This is a genomic window from Amycolatopsis keratiniphila subsp. keratiniphila, assembly GCF_001620365.2.
Taxonomy (GTDB): Bacteria; Actinomycetota; Actinomycetes; order Mycobacteriales; family Pseudonocardiaceae; genus Amycolatopsis; species Amycolatopsis keratiniphila.
The window spans coordinates 260143-275074 of record NZ_LQMT02000014.1; the positions used below are offsets into that span (position 1 = coordinate 260143).

16 protein-coding genes are annotated in these 14932 nt (G+C 68.6%); 8 read left to right on the top strand and 8 right to left on the bottom strand.

The features are described 5' to 3' along the window. Nucleotides 1-114 precede the first annotated feature (114 nt). Together AVR91_RS16350 and AVR91_RS16355 are read left to right on the top strand one after the other, a co-directional pair. Nucleotides 115-1263: an Hsp70 family protein gene (locus AVR91_RS16350; RefSeq protein ID WP_063277067.1), complete on the top strand. Its 1149-nt coding sequence runs from the start codon at nt 115-117 to the stop codon at nt 1261-1263. Continuing rightward, nucleotides 1260-3611: a helix-turn-helix transcriptional regulator gene (locus AVR91_RS16355; protein WP_063277068.1), complete on the top strand. Its 2352-nt coding sequence runs from the start codon at nt 1260-1262 to the stop codon at nt 3609-3611. Before AVR91_RS16350 ends, AVR91_RS16355 begins: the two co-directional genes overlap by 4 nt. Before the next feature lie 18 nt (nt 3612-3629). Here the strand turns inward: AVR91_RS16355 and AVR91_RS16360 are convergent, their stop codons facing one another. Next, a complete protein-coding gene (locus AVR91_RS16360; protein ID WP_063277069.1) occupies nt 3630-4646 on the bottom strand; it encodes an NAD-dependent epimerase/dehydratase family protein in 1017 nt (338 codons plus the stop codon). Between the two features lie 49 nt (nt 4647-4695). Here AVR91_RS16360 and AVR91_RS16365 point away from each other — a divergent pair, with 49 nt between their 5' ends. Beyond that, nucleotides 4696-5148 carry a VOC family protein gene (locus tag AVR91_RS16365; protein WP_063277070.1) on the top strand — a complete coding sequence of 151 codons (453 nt, stop codon included), beginning with the start codon at nt 4696-4698 and terminating at the stop codon, nt 5146-5148. A 3-nt stretch (nt 5149-5151) separates the two neighbouring features. Here the strand turns inward: AVR91_RS16365 and AVR91_RS44595 are convergent, their stop codons facing one another. The 3 genes from AVR91_RS44595 to AVR91_RS16375 are packed head-to-tail and all read right to left on the bottom strand — an operon-like array spanning nt 5152 to nt 7141. Then, the gene (locus AVR91_RS44595; RefSeq protein ID WP_455577835.1) at nt 5152-5655 is read right to left on the bottom strand and encodes an alpha/beta hydrolase-fold protein; all 504 of its coding nucleotides are present in this window, start codon (nt 5653-5655) and stop codon (nt 5152-5154) included. Then, complete coding sequence (locus tag AVR91_RS44600) at nt 5598-5918, bottom strand: hypothetical protein (RefSeq protein WP_427846406.1); 321 nt, start codon at nt 5916-5918, stop codon at nt 5598-5600. Before AVR91_RS44600 ends, AVR91_RS44595 begins: the two co-directional genes overlap by 58 nt. Beyond that, nucleotides 5915-7141, bottom strand: coding sequence for a metal-dependent hydrolase family protein (locus AVR91_RS16375; RefSeq protein ID WP_063277071.1), 1227 nt, complete (start codon nt 7139-7141; stop codon nt 5915-5917). The genes AVR91_RS44600 and AVR91_RS16375 overlap by 4 nt, the downstream gene beginning before the upstream one ends. A gap of 77 nt (nt 7142-7218) precedes the next feature. Between AVR91_RS16375 and AVR91_RS16380 the strand changes: the two genes are divergently transcribed. Beyond that, entirely contained in the window at nt 7219-7827 is a 609-nt protein-coding gene (locus AVR91_RS16380) for a TetR/AcrR family transcriptional regulator (RefSeq protein ID WP_228708367.1), read from the top strand. Further along, nucleotides 7824-8219, top strand: coding sequence for a hypothetical protein (locus tag AVR91_RS16385; protein ID WP_063277073.1), 396 nt, complete (start codon nt 7824-7826; stop codon nt 8217-8219). The genes AVR91_RS16380 and AVR91_RS16385 overlap by 4 nt, the downstream gene beginning before the upstream one ends. Before the next feature lie 46 nt (nt 8220-8265). Here AVR91_RS16385 and AVR91_RS16390 read toward each other — a convergent pair whose 3' ends face one another. Both AVR91_RS16390 and AVR91_RS16395 read right to left on the bottom strand, forming a co-directional pair. Further along, on the bottom strand, nt 8266-9132 hold the full coding sequence (locus tag AVR91_RS16390; protein WP_063277074.1) for a CU044_5270 family protein: 867 nt from the start codon (nt 9130-9132) through the stop codon (nt 8266-8268). After that, complete coding sequence (locus AVR91_RS16395) at nt 9125-9697, bottom strand: RNA polymerase sigma factor (RefSeq protein ID WP_063277075.1); 573 nt, start codon at nt 9695-9697, stop codon at nt 9125-9127. The genes AVR91_RS16390 and AVR91_RS16395 overlap by 8 nt, the downstream gene beginning before the upstream one ends. Before the next feature lie 238 nt (nt 9698-9935). Here AVR91_RS16395 and AVR91_RS16400 point away from each other — a divergent pair, with 238 nt between their 5' ends. Further along, nucleotides 9936-10352, top strand: a complete 417-nt coding sequence (locus AVR91_RS16400) for a DUF6228 family protein (protein ID WP_063277076.1) — start codon at nt 9936-9938, stop codon at nt 10350-10352. A 19-nt stretch (nt 10353-10371) separates the two neighbouring features. Here the strand turns inward: AVR91_RS16400 and AVR91_RS16405 are convergent, their stop codons facing one another. After that, nucleotides 10372-10818: a hypothetical protein gene (locus AVR91_RS16405; RefSeq protein WP_063277077.1), complete on the bottom strand. Its 447-nt coding sequence runs from the start codon at nt 10816-10818 to the stop codon at nt 10372-10374. 136 nt (nt 10819-10954) lie between these two features. Here AVR91_RS16405 and AVR91_RS16410 point away from each other — a divergent pair, with 136 nt between their 5' ends. After that, nucleotides 10955-12136, top strand: a complete 1182-nt coding sequence (locus tag AVR91_RS16410; protein ID WP_076857362.1) for an HNH endonuclease signature motif containing protein — start codon at nt 10955-10957, stop codon at nt 12134-12136. 73 nt (nt 12137-12209) lie between these two features. Here AVR91_RS16410 and AVR91_RS16415 read toward each other — a convergent pair whose 3' ends face one another. Beyond that, nucleotides 12210-13364 (bottom strand): HEAT repeat domain-containing protein, encoded by a 1155-nt coding sequence (locus AVR91_RS16415; RefSeq protein WP_063277079.1) that lies wholly within the window; start codon nt 13362-13364, stop codon nt 12210-12212. 110 nt (nt 13365-13474) lie between these two features. Between AVR91_RS16415 and AVR91_RS16420 the strand changes: the two genes are divergently transcribed. Beyond that, nucleotides 13475-14914, top strand: coding sequence for a M20/M25/M40 family metallo-hydrolase (locus AVR91_RS16420; protein WP_063277080.1), 1440 nt, complete (start codon nt 13475-13477; stop codon nt 14912-14914). The last annotated feature ends 18 nt before the right edge of the window (nt 14915-14932 follow it).

Consider the following 14932-nt stretch of genomic DNA (forward strand, 5'->3'; position numbering starts at 1 on the left):
ACCGAGACGCACTCGGTTGGGTTTAATGCCAACCCTCACCCGGATGGGTCAAGCCGTTCAGGTGAGTGGCCCTATTTGGTCCTTAGGGGCTGGTCAAGCGAAGGAGGATGCTCGTTGCCCTACGTCCTCGGCATCGATATCGCCTCGACCCGCACCACCGCCGCCACCTGCGTGAACTCCGGCGACGGCTGGGGCGTGCCCGAGCCGTCGTGGCTCGGCGCGCGCGGCCCGGCGGCGGCGTCGGCGGTGTTCCTCGACGACGACGGCTACCTGCTCACCGGGGACGCCGCGGTCGAGGCGGGCCGGTCCGCGCCCGCCCGCCTGCTCACCGGGTTCCACGAACGGGTCGGCGACGACGTCCCCGTGATCGTCGGCGGCGAACGGTTCCCTGCCGAATCCCTCAGCGCGGTCCTCGTCGACGCGGCGGTGGATCAAGCGGCCGAACGCTTCGGTGAGAAACCGCACCACATCGTGCTCACACACCCCGTCGGCTGGGGTTCGTTCCGCCGGGACCTGCTGCGCCGGGCCCTGGCCGAAGCCGGATTCCCCCGTGCCGCGCTGGTGGCGTCGCCCGTCGCCGCGCTGCACGCGTACCTCGCCCCGCACGGCGATGTCACCGCCGGTGTCTGCGAATTCGGCCCGGACGGCGCGGTCGTCACGATCGCCGCCGCCACCGCCGTCAACGGCTGGCAACCGATCAAAACCCTGGAAGGTGTCGACCCCGCCGAGGCCGTCGGCAAGGTCTTCGAGCTCGCGCACGGCGCCGGCGTCCCGCCCCAGTCGCTGGCGGGCATCGTGCTCTGCGGGGAGGCACCCCCGGTTCCCGGCCGGACACCGTGCCCCCTCTTCGCGTCGAGCGACCCGGTGCTGACGGTGGCGACCGGCGCGGCCAACATCGCCGCGCGACGTGACCTTCCTCAACCCGGCGGGGTGGGATCGCACGCCGTCGCGACCATCGAAACCACCCTGCTCCCCCGGGTCGACGTGTCCGAAGAGCTCACCGAGCGGCCCGAACGGCCGCCGGTGGACATCACCCCGTTCCCCTTGCCAGAACGCACCGGGGCGGCGAAACTGCTCAGCCGGCGCAAGCCCCTCGTCGCCGGAGCCGCGGTCGTGGTTCTGGCCGCGACCACCCTGTTGCTCACCCTGACCACTCGAGAAGCCACCGCCGACAAGGGTCCCGAAGCCCCTCCCACCACTTCGAGCTCGTGCGCGCCGCCCACCCCCGGTGCCACGCCGTCCACCCCCGAAGGTCGCTGTTGAACGCACTGCTCGACCAGCCCGGCATCATCCATCCGGGTGCCCGGCGCCTGCTCGACGAGGTGACCACCGCCCCGGAAGCCCCGGTGCGGGTCGCCGTCGTCGCCCCCGGCGGGCACGGCAAGACCCATCTGCTCGGCCTGCTCGGACGTCGCTACGCCGACGCCGGTGTCGAAGCGTTGCTGATCGACGACGCCGACCAGCTCGACGACGACGAGCTCGCGAAGATCAAGGCGCGGACGGAGGAAACGACGGCACCCGTGGTCCTGGCCTTCCGGACAGCGGCACGCACGAAAGCGTTGCGCACCCTCGCCGATTCCTTCGGCAGGTCGGTGTCCTTGAGCGCCTTCGGCGTCGACGACGTCCGGCGGCTAGTCGAGCACGCCGGTGGCGACGCGGCCACCGCGGCGGAGGTCCACGTCAGAACCGGTGGCGTGCCAGGACTCGTGGTGCGCGCGGTCACCGGCCGGCTCGCGGACTTCCGCGGCGAACTGGAGCAGCTGGACGACGACGTGCACCGCTTCCTGATCGCGGCGGAAGCGGGTGCGGGCCGGAATCTCGATCTCCTCGCCGCGCTCCTGAACCGTGATCGCGAAAGTCTGACCGAAGTCTTCGACAGCGCCAGGGCGACCGGTCTCCTCGGCGAGGACGACGTCCTGTTGCCGATCGCCGCCGAGGCCATCCGGACCTGGGGTTCGCCGGGGCGACGGCTGACCGTGCTGCAGCGGCTGGTGGAACTCCAGTTGCGTGACGGGCTTCCGGTGCTGGACCTCGCCCGGTCGTTGCTGGGAACGGGAAGTTCGGGCGCGAGCGCGGCGGCGGCCTTCGAAGCGGCCGCCCGCGAGGCGATGCCCGACGACACGAAACTCGCGGCGCGGTTCTACGAGGCCGCGTCCGAGGCCGGTGGGCGCGGCGCGGCGCTCACCGTCGGCTGGGCGCACGCCGCGGCACTGGCCGGGGATCTCGACACCGCACTGCGGCTCGGGGACGGCATGCTCGGCAGCACCTCGGACACCGACGCCCGGGCCGCGGGCGCCGAAGTGGCCGGGACGGTGCTGGCGCATCGCGGCGAACTGGCGCACAGCGCGGAGCTGTACCAATGGTCCGGGCGGGCCGAATCGAAGGCGTTCGCCGCGATCGCGTTGCTGGGCACCGGGAAACTCGAGGCCGCCCGGGGTGTCCTGGAAACCCCCGAAGTCCCGACGTTGTTCGCCGGAGCCGTCTCGCGGATGGCACGGGCGATCACCGGCTCGGTGTCGGGCTGCGGCGCCGAAACCCTGTCCGCGTTGCTGGGCGCGGCCTCGATGCTGGAATCGGCGGGCGCGCCGGCACCGCTCCCGGACAGCCCGGCGGCCCTGGCGGCGTTGGTGGGCCTGCATTCCGGCGAACTCGCGCTGGCGGAGTCGGTGTTGAGCCGTGCGGCGAACGGCCGGATCGGCGGCGACCTGCTCGCGAAACGGCACCGGCTGCTGCTCGGCTGGGTCGCGATGACCGCGGGCGACCTCAAGACGGCCGCCGAAGCCTTGATGCCCCCGGACGGCCTCGAAGCGCGCGACGAACTCTTCGCCGCCACCCTGCACTTGGGCCTGGCGCGGCGCGCGAGCGATCTTCCCGGCCTGCAACGATCTTGGGACCGGGCGTATCAGGCGTCGATGCGGCAACAGCCGGACCTGTATTCGCTGCTGCCGCTGGGAGAACTCGCGATCGCGGCCGCGCGGGGCGGCGCGAGCGCCAAACTGGCCGGACAGCTGGAGCGGGCACACGCGGTGCTCGACGCGCTCGGCAACCCTCCACTGTGGACAGCCACGCTGCGCTGGCACGAACTGCACGCCGCGATCACCGTCGAGGACCACACGTCGGCGGGAGAACATCTGGCCGCGTTGAACGATTTCGCGCCCTGCGGCCGTTATCCCGCGGCCCTCGCCGCCGCGGCTACCGGCTGGCTCGCGGTCTTGACCGGAAGCTTCGATCCGGAAACGATCACCGCGGCCGCGTCGGAACTGCACGAACTCGGGCTCTGCTGGGACGCCTCCCGGCTGGCCGGGCAGGCGGCGATCCGGACCTCCGACCGCAAGGCGATGGTCCAGCTGCTCGAAGCGGCCCGGCAATTCCAAGGCCGGGCACCGGAACCCGTCGCGGCCACGGGATTGAACGCCTTGAGCGAACGGGAACTGGAAGTCGCCCGCCTCGTCGTCGGCGGGCTGACGTACAAGCAGGCCGGGAGCGAACTGTTCATCTCGGCGAAGACCGTGGAACACCACATGGCGCGGATCCGGGGGAAACTCGGGGCCGGGGACCGGCGGGAACTGCTGGCGATGCTGCGGGAGTTGCTCGCGGCGGGCGAGGGTTGAGGCTGGTCCGGAGCCTGGCTACCGGTCCGCGAGGTAGGCGTCCTCAGCGGCGTAGTCGAACATCGGCGCGAAATAATCGTGGTCGAAGCCTGCCGGGAGCCGATCGGTGGAGCCGAGCCAGTCCAGCTCGGCGGTCACGGTGGCGGCGTAGTCGCCGACCGGCCGGTAGCCCAGTCGCCCGGCCGCGGACATGTCCAGCCGGATACCCGGCAGGCGGTCCCAAGGGTGCCGGCCGAGTCCGGCGGGGGCGTGGTCGTCAAGGAGTATTTCCTCCCACCGATGGCCGAGGTGGTTCGCGACGATTCTCGAGATGCACAGGGCGTCGGGCGCGTCCGGGTCCGCGGCGTTGAGGACACGCCTGCCCGGGTTTCCCGCGACGGTTTCGATCAGCGCGGCGATGTTCCCTGCCGCACTCGGGTGGTCGACGCCGCGGCCACCGCGGGACAGGAGAAGGACTTCGCGCCGGTCGGCCACGCGTTTGACGAACACCCATTCGCCGGGCTTGGCCGACCCCTCTCCATGGACTTTGGACGGACGCAGAACGGTGACCGGGTATCCGCTGTCGAGCAGGACACGTTCCGCCGCCACCTTGTTGGCCCCGTAGCCGTCACGAGTGCGGTAATCGACGTCGTCGCGTGGGGCCATGGTGGGCTGCGACTCGTGGATCGGCCCGTCGAAAACCGGCGCGACGGCCGAGTTCACGTGGTTGCCCGCCGCGTCGACGTACACGGCCTTGCTGGAGATCATCACCGTGGACCCCACATCGTCCAGCAGCGGCAGCAGATCACGGGCGTGTGCGGCGGTGAAGCACAGGCAGTCGACCACCAGATCCGCGCCCTCCCCGAGCGCGGCAGCGAGACTGCCGGGTTCGCCGCGGTCCCCGGCGGCGAACCGGCCACCCGCGACCGCGATGTCCTCGGGCATACGCGAGGAGTCCCGGCCGGCGACGGTCACCTCCCACCCGGCGGCCAGCAACCGGCGTGCCACGGCGCGACCGATCAGCCCGGTCCCACCAAGAACGACCGCGTGCGACATCGATCAACGATAACGCCCTACGTCCGCTGAGGGTTGATAGACAGGACGGGTGAACGCCTTCTACCACCTGTGCTTCGTCGTCCGAGACATCGGACAGGCGACCGAGGACCTCACCCGCACCCTCGGCGTGACCTGGAGTCCGGTCCGCGCGGGCACCCTCGGGGATTGGGACTACGAAATCGTGTTCTCGACCGACGGGCCACCGTTCTTCGAGGTGATCCAAGGACCCGCCGGCAGTCCATGGGATGCGACCGAGGGGTCCCGCTTCGACCACATCGGCTACTGGTCCAAGGACGTCATGACGGACAAACAGCGCCTGGCGGATCGAGGCGCGCCGATCGAGTTCGACTCCTGCCCCTATGGTCGCTCCTTCACCTACCACCGGCTCGACAGCATCGGAGCGCGGATCGAACTGGTCGATCTCGCGGTCCAGCCGGGATTTCGCGACACGTGGGCCAAGGACGCGGCGCCGATGCCGCCGCTCGACCTCGACGACCCGTGACGGTCAGCCCAGCACTGTGCCCGAGTTCGCGGTGTTCCGGTTGCGCTTACGGGAGAACGCACCCAGGTCGGTCTCCGGGCCGGTGCGCGGGGCCCCGGAAGGTGACTTGCCCGGTCGAGCCAGCCGAAATGCGCCTCCCACGCCGTCACCACCCCGGCGGTGGTGGAGAAGTTGAACCGGACGATCGCACTCGATGCCCTGTCCTGGCCCCGCGGGCCGATCCAGCACGATGACCCGGTACCCCCGACCGCGCGAGCTCAAGGGCGATCGACGAACTTCGCCGATGACACCGGGGCTGCCCGCTCCGATGCTCCCGAAAAGCGTGATGCCGCTGAGCCAGGCGTAGAGGCTGAACAGGCCGCCGTAGGAGTAGCCGAAAAGGCCGTGGCCGCTCGTGGCCGTGCCGTAGTCGCGTTCGATCCGCGGGTGCAGTTCCGCGGTGAGGAAGCTCAGGAACGCGTCGGTTCGCCGGGCGGCACGAGGTCCCGGTTGCGCAGCCGGTCCCAGTGCTGTGCTTCCTCGCCCGCGTAGCCGACGCTGACTTGGATGTAGGGCTGTATCCGTTGCATGGGGTCCGCCTGGGTGACGATGAGCGGAGCCGTCTGGCCTACGGCGAAGTTGCCGTCGACCACGTACACGGCAGGCGTTGGCGTCGTGGCGGGGTCATAACCCGGTGGTGTGGTGACCCAGACGCCGTAGTCGTTCCCACCGCTGGAGCGCGTCTCGAAGTATTCGGTGTCGGCGAGACAGCCTTGCCACATGGTGCTCATCGAAGGTCCTTCATGATTCGGCCGGCCTTGAGAACGAGGACGGCATTGGCGGGATCAGCGAACAGCTCCGGGTCTTCGACCGGGTTGCCGTTCCACAACACGAGGTCTGCCTGCGCGCCGGGAGCGATGACACCGACCTGGCCGGACAGGCCGAGGATCTCGGCGTTGGTCTTGGTGGCCGCCACGAGGGCTTCCATCGGTGTTTCGAGCTTCGCGCGCAGCCTGAGCTCCTCGCCGCGGCGGTGCTGCACCGGACCGATGAGGTCGGAACCCAGCCCGATCCGTACGCCGGCCTCCTTGGCGACGGCGAGCGCCTCGGTCATCCGCTCGCGGACACCCAGCACCCGATCGCGGGTCGATTCGTCGAGGCCGGCTCCGGCGGTGTCGTGCAGCAGTTGCTCGACGACGGCGAACGTGGGCACGAGGGCGACCTCGCGACCGGCCATCAGGGTGGCCGTGGACTCGTCGAGGTCGGTGCCGTGCTCGACGCAGCGCACCCCGGCCTCGACCGCGTTCCGGATGCCGTCGTTGTTGTGGGCGTGGACCGTCACATAGGTGCCCCGGGCCACTGCTTCCTGGACGGCGACGGCGATCTCCTCGACGGTGAACTGGGTGTCGGTCAGCCGGTCGTGCGCCCCGACCACGCCGCCGGTCACGCAGAGCTTCAGGAAGGAGGCTCCTCGGCGGAAGGCCTCGCGCACGTTGTGCCGCAGCTCGTCCGCGTTGCCCGACATCATGGACAGGGCGCACAGACCCGGAACGTGATGGCTGCTCCACAGCTCGGTCGGTTCCCACTCGGCCCCGTAGTAGCCGTGTCCACCGATCTGGCACTGAACCGGCCCGCAGGACAGGACGCGGGGTCCTCGGACCTTGCCCTTGGCGATCGTGGTGACGACACCGCCGTCGATCCCGCCGGTGTCCCGGACGGTGGTGAAGCCTGCATCAAGCGCCGCGCCCGCCGTGGCGAAGATGTCCGCCGCGAGCTCGGCGGCGCTCAGTCGGAACGAGAACTGCGGCTGGATCGGGCTCGACAGGCCCAAGTGGACGTGAGCGTCGATCAGGCCGGGCGTCATCGTCAGACCATCGGCCTCCAGGCGCTCGCCGTGTGCGGCGAAGGCGCCGACCTGCGTGATTCGCCCGTCTTCGATACCGACGTCGACGTCGGCCGGGTCGCGACCCGATCCGTCGACGACCGTCGCGCCGACCACTTGAACACGTCCCACGAGTCGTTCCCTCCGCCGGCGTGACTGCGATCATGTGCAAGCGACGGCGCCGCCGTCTCTTATCCAATGGATAAACTGTGGGAGTGATCCTGTCAAGCAAGGAACGCAAGGGCGACGCACGCGAGCGTCTCCTGGCTCGGCTTCTCGACGCCTTCGATGAGGACCTGCCCGCCCCGGAGGTGTCGCTCCGTGAGATCGCCGCCAGGGCCGGGACCAACCATGCCCACCTGCGATACCACTTCGGGTCACTCCCGGGCGTGTTGGCGGCCATGCTCAAGGCGCAGCGCACCCGAGACAACGAGGTGCTTTTCGAGACCGCCCAGCAGGGCACCTTCGACGACTTCGTCGTGGCGATCTGGCGGGCGTACACCAGCCCAGAGCAGTTGTCCCGCGTCCGCGGCTTCTTTCACGTCGTCGGTCTGGCCGCGTACGGCCCAGAGGACTTTCGTGAGTTCATCGACTCGCTCGACGACCTGACCAAGATGCTGGCCTCGCTCGCGGAACGCGAAGGGCTTGAGGCCGAGGAAGCGCTGACGTTGGCCACCGTCACCATTGCCGCGATGCGTGGCCTGCTCCTCCAGGAGGTCCTGACCCCGGCGGGCCACTCGGAGGCCGCGGTCGCTTTGATCCTGCGCATGCACAAGGGCGGATCCGTTCCACGGACGCGCACTGGGCAAGTGCAGTGACCGACTTTCCGGCGGACGTGGAGACGCACTACCGACGCCTGGCAGCACGACGGCACTGGCCGGCGGAGACCGAAGCCGCGTTCCGGGCGAGCGTCGCGAGGTACCGGATGTTGGACGAAAGCTCCGAGCCTCGCCGCTACTACGAGTACGTGGATCACGAAGGCTTGGTCGACGAAGGAGCCCGCTGGCTGTGGGAGGCGATCGTGGTCGACCACGAGACGGTGGCCATCAAGCAGATCGAGCAGGATTCGTCCGGGGCCGTTCGCCGCTACTGGTGGCGGAACATCGAGGATGACGCCGGCGGACTCACCGACCAGGCACTCGACTCCGGCCTCACCCCTGTTTCCCGAGCCGCGTTCTACGCGCTCTGGGACAGCGCCGCCGGCGAGTGAACACCCCGTGGCCGGGAGCGGGACGCGCTCCCGGCCACCGATCCGCTTACTCGGGCAGGGTGTCGGTCCATTCGGCGTCGACCCTGGCGCCGGCGGGGTCGGCCACCTTGTGCACCGCCCCGTCCATGGCGACGAAGATCGACGTCCCGTTCACCCGGCCGGTCGCCGGATCGACGACGAGCCGCTCGCCCGTCGGCAGCCGCAAGCCTTGCCCGCCCGGCACCGTGCCGAGGTTTTCGACACCTGGATATTCGGCGATCGCGCGCAAGGCCGTGGCCCGGACCCCCGGCGTGGCCGGCAGGGTGGACACCAGTGAGATCAACGACTGGAAGCCGGCTTGTTCCCGGTCGCTAGCGGTGAGCTCACCCGCGCTCGTCCTGACGTCGCTGCGCTCGAGCGCATCGGCGATCCAGGCCTTCAACCCGCCCGGGTCCGTCGGCAGGGCACGCAACTGCTCGAGGGTCAGATCGACGGCGACCAGTGAGAACGGGGTGGCCGAAAGCGCCTTCAGCGACATGACCTTGCCTCCCGTCTTCGCTCCCCGCATCCACGATCGACCGTCCGGCTTGATCCAGTACTCATACTCGTCCGCCCCGCTCACCTTCACGTGCCAATACGTGCCGGCCCCTTCAGGGGAACGCTCAGCGGCGGTGGCGGCGGCGAGCAGGACCTCCTGCCCCGTGACCGTCCGCACCGGCGGACCGTCGACCGGTGCGGCCGGCATGGCCGCGATCGCGACGGCGGCAGCGGCCGCCGCCGCGAGCCCGGCCCCCGCGATCAGCCATCCGCTCCTCCGCCCGGAGGCGCGGCCACCGCGGATCCGGTTCTGAAGCCGGTGACGGCTGCGGTCGATCACGTCCTGGGACGGCTCGTCCGGGGTCATCGCGGCGCGCAGCGTCTGCAGGTCATTCATCGAGTGCCTCCGGAGTGAGGATGAAGTTGAGCTTCTTGCGTGCACGGTTGAGCCGGGAACCCACCGTGCCGGAGGAGATACCGAGCGCCGCGGCCACTTCCTCGTACCCGAGCTGGCCGAGCGCCACGAGCAGCAACACGTCCCGTTCCCCGGCGGACAGCCGCGACAGCGCGTTCGCGAGCCGAGGAAGCAGCATTCGGGCGGCCACCGACGCGACCACCCTGCTCTCGTGCCCCTCGACCGCCGGCGCGACGCTCACCCGTGCCAGCGCCCGATAGTGGCGAGCCTCCTTGCGACGGTGCCTGGCCACCAGATTCGTGGCGATGCCGAACAGCCAGACCCGCACCTCACCGCGTTCGGGGTCGAACGTGTCGCGCCGGTCGAACGCGACGAGGAACGTCTCCGCGGCGATGTCCTCCGCGGTCTGTGCGTCCAACCGTCCGGCCACATACCGGTAGATGGCCGCGAAGTAGCGGTCGTGCACTTCGGTGAACAATTCCGGGTCCTGCGGCAACCGGGCGGCCAGGTCGGCGTCGGTCACCTGCTCACCCGTTCCCGCTGTCATATACCCGCCTCTGACATGTGGTTCCTTCCCGTCGACGGTCGGCTTTCACCACCACTTCGCCGACGGCCGGTTTCTTCTTCCCGCCCGGCGAAGGCTCGTTCGCCGGGCAGGAGGCAAATCGTCGAGGTTGTCCCGGACGTGGCCTTGTTCCGGCATCGGCAGCGCCGCCACGCGGCCTGACCGCTCGATGCGGCAATTCCGGTTGTCGTCTCAGCGCCCGAAACGCCATGCTGCGACCATGATCCAGGCACGGATCGGCTCCGGCCACGAATTCCTGCGGCTGACTGCCGATGTCGCCGAGAACGGTCCACCAGAGTCCTTGCTGGCCGAGCTGCGACTCCACGGCTTGTCAGCGTCGGTTCAGGTCGTGCACCACTATGCGACCGGGTTCGCCGATCTCGCGGAGTTCTTCCAGCGGCACGTGGACGACTGGCGTGGATGGGACGGAGTCCGAACCTGGGAGTCGCTCGAAAGGGACCTGAGAATCGACGCGTCCCACCAGTACGGCCACGTGCAGCTACGGGTCACCATCCAGAGGTTTCAACCCGACTGGGGAAACGAAGGCTGGACCGCGACCGGTGACTTGACGATCGAACCCGGTGAGCAGCTGTCGCAGATCGCCCAAGAGGTCAAGGCGCTGGCGACCGGCTCATGACAGTTCCCGTCACCTGTGCTCAGAGCCGACGCCCTGTGGCCGCTTCCCACCATTCGGCGTGCCAGGTCTCCTGTTCCGCGACACTCACGATCTGGTCGAGCTCCGCATCGGCCAGCGTATCGACGAGGTCGGCTTCCGAAGTCTTCTCGCCGGTGCGCATGACGTAGATCTGCATACCGCCGCCCATGTCCCTGCACATCCCGCTCGGGTACGTGTCGCGGCGGGCGCCCTGAACGGCGATCGCCCAACCCCCGGGTTCCAGCTGACGACGCAGCCGGGCGAGTGACTCGAACATGTCCATGGCGGTGGCCGTAAACCGGTCACCGTCGAGAAAGAGCTCGATCCGATAGAGCGGCCTCGGCCCGTCGTAGCCGTCTAGCCAGCCCCGCAGCCGCACTCGTCGCGTGTCGCCGGCCCGCGCCACCGACACTTCTCGGTCTTCCAGCAGCCTCGGGTAATCGCTCACCCTCCCATTCAATCAGCCGCGGCGGCGATCGTGTTTCAGTCTGGGCGAACAGCCATGACTGGCCCGTTCACTCTCCGCGCAAATCCGATCACGATCTCAGCTCGATTCGAACGTGAGTTCGAGTATGATCATGGGCATGACCACAACTCTCGCTTATAACCCGAAAGCCGCTCGCTTTCTTGACGCCGCGTTCGACGAAGAGCTTTCCCTTCGGCGGACGCAGGGACGTCAGGTGCGGGCGTTAGCCGACTTCGCCGCTCGCGGCGGGTCCCGAAGATCCGTGACCGAGGAGGTCGCCTTGCGCTTCTCGGTCACCCGCAATCACGCGTTCCTGCTCGTCGAGACTTCCTGCGCACTGGTCGCCCGCCTGCCGAACACGCTGGCGGCGTTGGAACGTGGTGATATCGACCTGTACAAGGCTTCCAAGGTCATGCAGCTGACACGAGAAGTGTCGGACGAAGTCGCGGCACAGGTCGACGCTTGGATGGCAAAGCGTTTCGCCGACCGTGATCCTGGAGCGATCCGGGGTTCGGTGAGACACGCCGTGCAGAAATTCGATCCCGACGGCTATCGCGAACGAGCCGCCAGGAAACGCGCGTTGCGCCATATCTCGTTGGCACACGACGACGAGACCATGTCCACACTCTCCGGCCATCTTCCCACGGAAGTCGCCAGTTCCATCTACGCCTCGATGAGCCGCGCCGCGCGATCCCGGCGGAACAAGGACAAATCCCGGACGCTCGACCAGCATCGCGCCGATATCTTCGCCGAACGACTGCTGGCCGAGAACGGCCGGGGCAAGCCGCGAGCGCACATCCATGTCTATGTCGACTTCTTGACACTCGTCGGCGCGCGCGACGATCCCGCGACACTTGCCGGGTACGGCCCCATCCCCGACTGGCTGGTCCGCGAAATCGCCTCCGGCCCCGGGTCGACCTGGTCCCGGCTGATCACCGACTCCGCCACAGGCCAATTGCTCGAAGCCGGCGGTAACAAGTATCGGTCACCGGCCTCCTTGGCCCGATTGATCAAGGCGAGGGATCGCGAGTGCACACAACCGGGCTGCCATCTGCCGGCCGAGATCTCCGAGATCGACCACATCGTCGCCCGGGCTCGCAACGGAAAGACCAATCATCACAACTGTCACATCCACTGCAAGAACCACAACCTGCTCAAAGAAGAACCCGGGTGGTCGGCGGTGCCCACCGGCGACGGCGGCATGATCATCACCACGCCGAGCGGTCATACCTATGAGACGGCGCCAGAGCCCTTCCACGAACCGCGCGCAGGACTCGAGGACGACGAACCTCAGGCCTGAGCACGGAAACGGATGGCTGCGGAGGTTCCCCACAGACCCGTTCGAGGACTTCGGCACTCGATGACAACGAAAATCAAGCCTGTGTTCGCCGAGCCTGTTTCCCCAGAGCCTTCAAGGCCGCCCTGACCACCCGACGGGAAGGATCCTCAAGCATCGACCGCACCGAATCGACCGGAACGGCGTCCAGAATCCGAAGTGCTCCAACGGCTTGCGCCCGCACCCTGGCCGCGGGGTGGCTCAGCAACGGATACAGCAGCCGCCCGTCTTCTTGCCGCCCCGACTCGGCAAGTCCCGCGATGGCGCCCAAGGAAGGGTTCGCAACGGAAACTGCCGACCGGTACCAGTCGACGGCGTCGACGCCCGTACGCCGGGCAGCATCCCGTGCAAGCGCACGGATCAGCGTGGAACGGTCGTCCAGCAGACCGGCGATTTCGTTCCAGTGGCCGAGACGAGCGAGTCCGGTCAGTGCGCTGATCCGTACCTCTCCGTGTCGGCAGGTGGCCAGCTTGCGCAGGATGTCCACACGGCCGGTCCACACGGCCTCGCGGGTGGCGGCCTCACCGGCCCGGGCACGAAGACTCTTGTCGGAATTCGCCAGGGCAACCCGGACCATCTCGTCGAGTTTGAGATCGCCACGCCGGGTTCTGACCTCGAACGCGAACCTCGGCACCGCGGAGGTCACCGAGCGCATCAACTGGTCGAGCACCGCCACGGGAGCGTCGTAAGCAGCCGCGTACAACTGTTGCACGCCGAAGCCCCCGCGACGACGGCGCCTCAGGTGAAGCATCGTTTCGGCGGCTGGCCGCAAATACGTCGCCGGATCGTCGTGGAGCAGCCGGACGACACCCATGCGGGCGACATCACGGACCGGAGACGCCCAATCCGTCATGCGCACCAGCAGAAACGGAAGCATCTCCGGACGCGGGCTCGCCAGCATCTTCGTGATCGCGAACTCCCGGACCCGACCGTTACCGTGTGAAGCGGCGATCGCCGTGGTCAACGGTCCGGCTCCACGTCCCGTGAGTCGTAGACCGACGTCGACCAAGGCCCGCTGAGACCGGCAATACACGTCGAGAGTCGTGACGAGCGCCGGTGTCTCGGTGATCGTCTCGAAGGCGGCCTTGATTTCGGCGGCGTCGCCGGACTTGTCGACGCGCATGAGCGCATCGACGAGTACGCCGACGCGATGTCCCCTGCTCTCCAGCGTTTCCTGGAGTGCCTCGGCCACGGACTTCCTTCTCTCGAAGATCACCCGGCGATCTTCCCCGATCCGCCGCCCACCGCGCTCATCCTTTTCGCGGGTAGACGCCCGACCACAAGGCGCGTAGGAACGAGAGAATGGCTGAGGAAAGGTCCAGACGAGTTTTCCTGTCCACGTCGGCCGCGCTCTCGGCGGCCGCCCTGTCATCAACGGCACTGTCATCAACGGCACTCGCACCGACCGCCGGCGCCGAGGTCCCGGCCGACGCCGAAAAACCAGGCGAACGACTCACCCCACAACGCCCCGGCGCGGAACTCCGGGCGATTCTCCGGGAGATAGACGAACACCGCATCGAGGCCACCGTACGCAGGCTCGCGGCTTTCGGAACCCGGCACACGTTGTCCTCGCAGACCGACCCCGCCCGGGGGATCGGCGCCGCCCGCGACTGGATCCTCGCGGAGATGACGAAATCCGCGGAGCGATCGGGCGGCCGGATGACGGTCCAGGCACAGTCGTATCTGCAACAGCCCGCGCCGCCCCGGATCCCGGTCGCGACCACCATCACCAACGTCGTCGCCACCCTGCGCGGCTCCACCACCCCGGAACGGGTCTACGTCGTGTCAGGCCACTACGACTCGCGTTGTTCGGATCCACTCGACGCGACGAAGGACGCGCCGGGCGCCGACGACGACGCCTCCGGGGTAGCGGTCGCGTTGGAGCTCGCCCGGGTGCTCGCCACTCGCCGTCCGGCCGCGACCATCGTGTTCGCCGCGGTCGCCGGTGAGGAACAGGGCCTGTTCGGCGCACGGCATATGGCCACGCTGTTCAAGGCGGCGGGCACGAAAGTGCAGGCGATGTTCACCAACGACATCGTCGGTTCGAGCCGGGCCGACGACGGGACGCGAGACCCGCGCACGATCCGGTTGTTCGCCGAGGGCGTGCCGACATCGGAAACCCCGGCGCAGGCCGACATCCGGCGCGCGGTCGGCGGGGAAAACGATTCGCCCTCCCGTCAGCTGGCGCGGTTCGTGCGCTCGGTCGCGGAGAACGAAGCGACCGGCATGACCGTACGGGTCATCCACCGGCGCGACCGCTACCTCCGCGGCGGCGACCACATCCCCTTCCTGGAGCAGGGATTTCCAGCAGCGCGGTTCACCGAACCGCATGAGGACTACGCCCATCAGCACCAGGACGTCCGGGTGGAGAACGGCAAGCAATTCGGCGATCTGCCCCAGTTCTGCGATTTCCCGTTCATCGCCAGGGTCGCGCGGGTGAACGCCGCGACGATGTGGTCGCTGGCGACCGCGCCCGGTACCCCCGAAGACGTCAGGATCCGGACGAACCGGCTGACGAACGAGACGGATCTGGTGTGGCGGCGCGGGACAGACCCGGACCTCGCCGGTTACGAGGTCGTCTGGCGGGAGACGACGGCGGCCGACTGGACGCACGTCGTCAGGGTCGGCGACACGACCGAGGCTAAGGTGGATCTGTCGAAGGACAACGTGTTCTTCGGTGTCCGCGCGGTCGGGAAGAACGGCCACCGCGGTCCGGTCGCGTTTCCGACGCCCTTGAGTTGAGGTCGCTGAGCTGATGCC

Bases quoted from the DNA above. Each gene is read 5' to 3' on its own strand.
- AVR91_RS16400 (WP_063277076.1), top strand. From the start codon at position 9,936: ATGATCCAGGCACGGATCGGCTCCGGCCACGAATTCCTGCGGCTGACT.
- AVR91_RS44600 (WP_427846406.1), bottom strand. From the start codon at position 5,918: ATGAGCACCATGTGGCAAGGCTGTCTCGCCGACACCGAATACTTCGAG.
- AVR91_RS16420 (WP_063277080.1), top strand. From the start codon at position 13,475: ATGGCTGAGGAAAGGTCCAGACGAGTTTTCCTGTCCACGTCGGCCGCG.
- AVR91_RS16360 (WP_063277069.1), bottom strand. From the start codon at position 4,646: ATGTCGCACGCGGTCGTTCTTGGTGGGACCGGGCTGATCGGTCGCGCC.
- AVR91_RS16395 (WP_063277075.1), bottom strand. From the start codon at position 9,697: ATGACAGCGGGAACGGGTGAGCAGGTGACCGACGCCGACCTGGCCGCC.
- AVR91_RS16410 (WP_076857362.1), top strand. From the start codon at position 10,955: ATGACCACAACTCTCGCTTATAACCCGAAAGCCGCTCGCTTTCTTGAC.
- AVR91_RS16390 (WP_063277074.1), bottom strand. From the start codon at position 9,132: ATGAATGACCTGCAGACGCTGCGCGCCGCGATGACCCCGGACGAGCCG.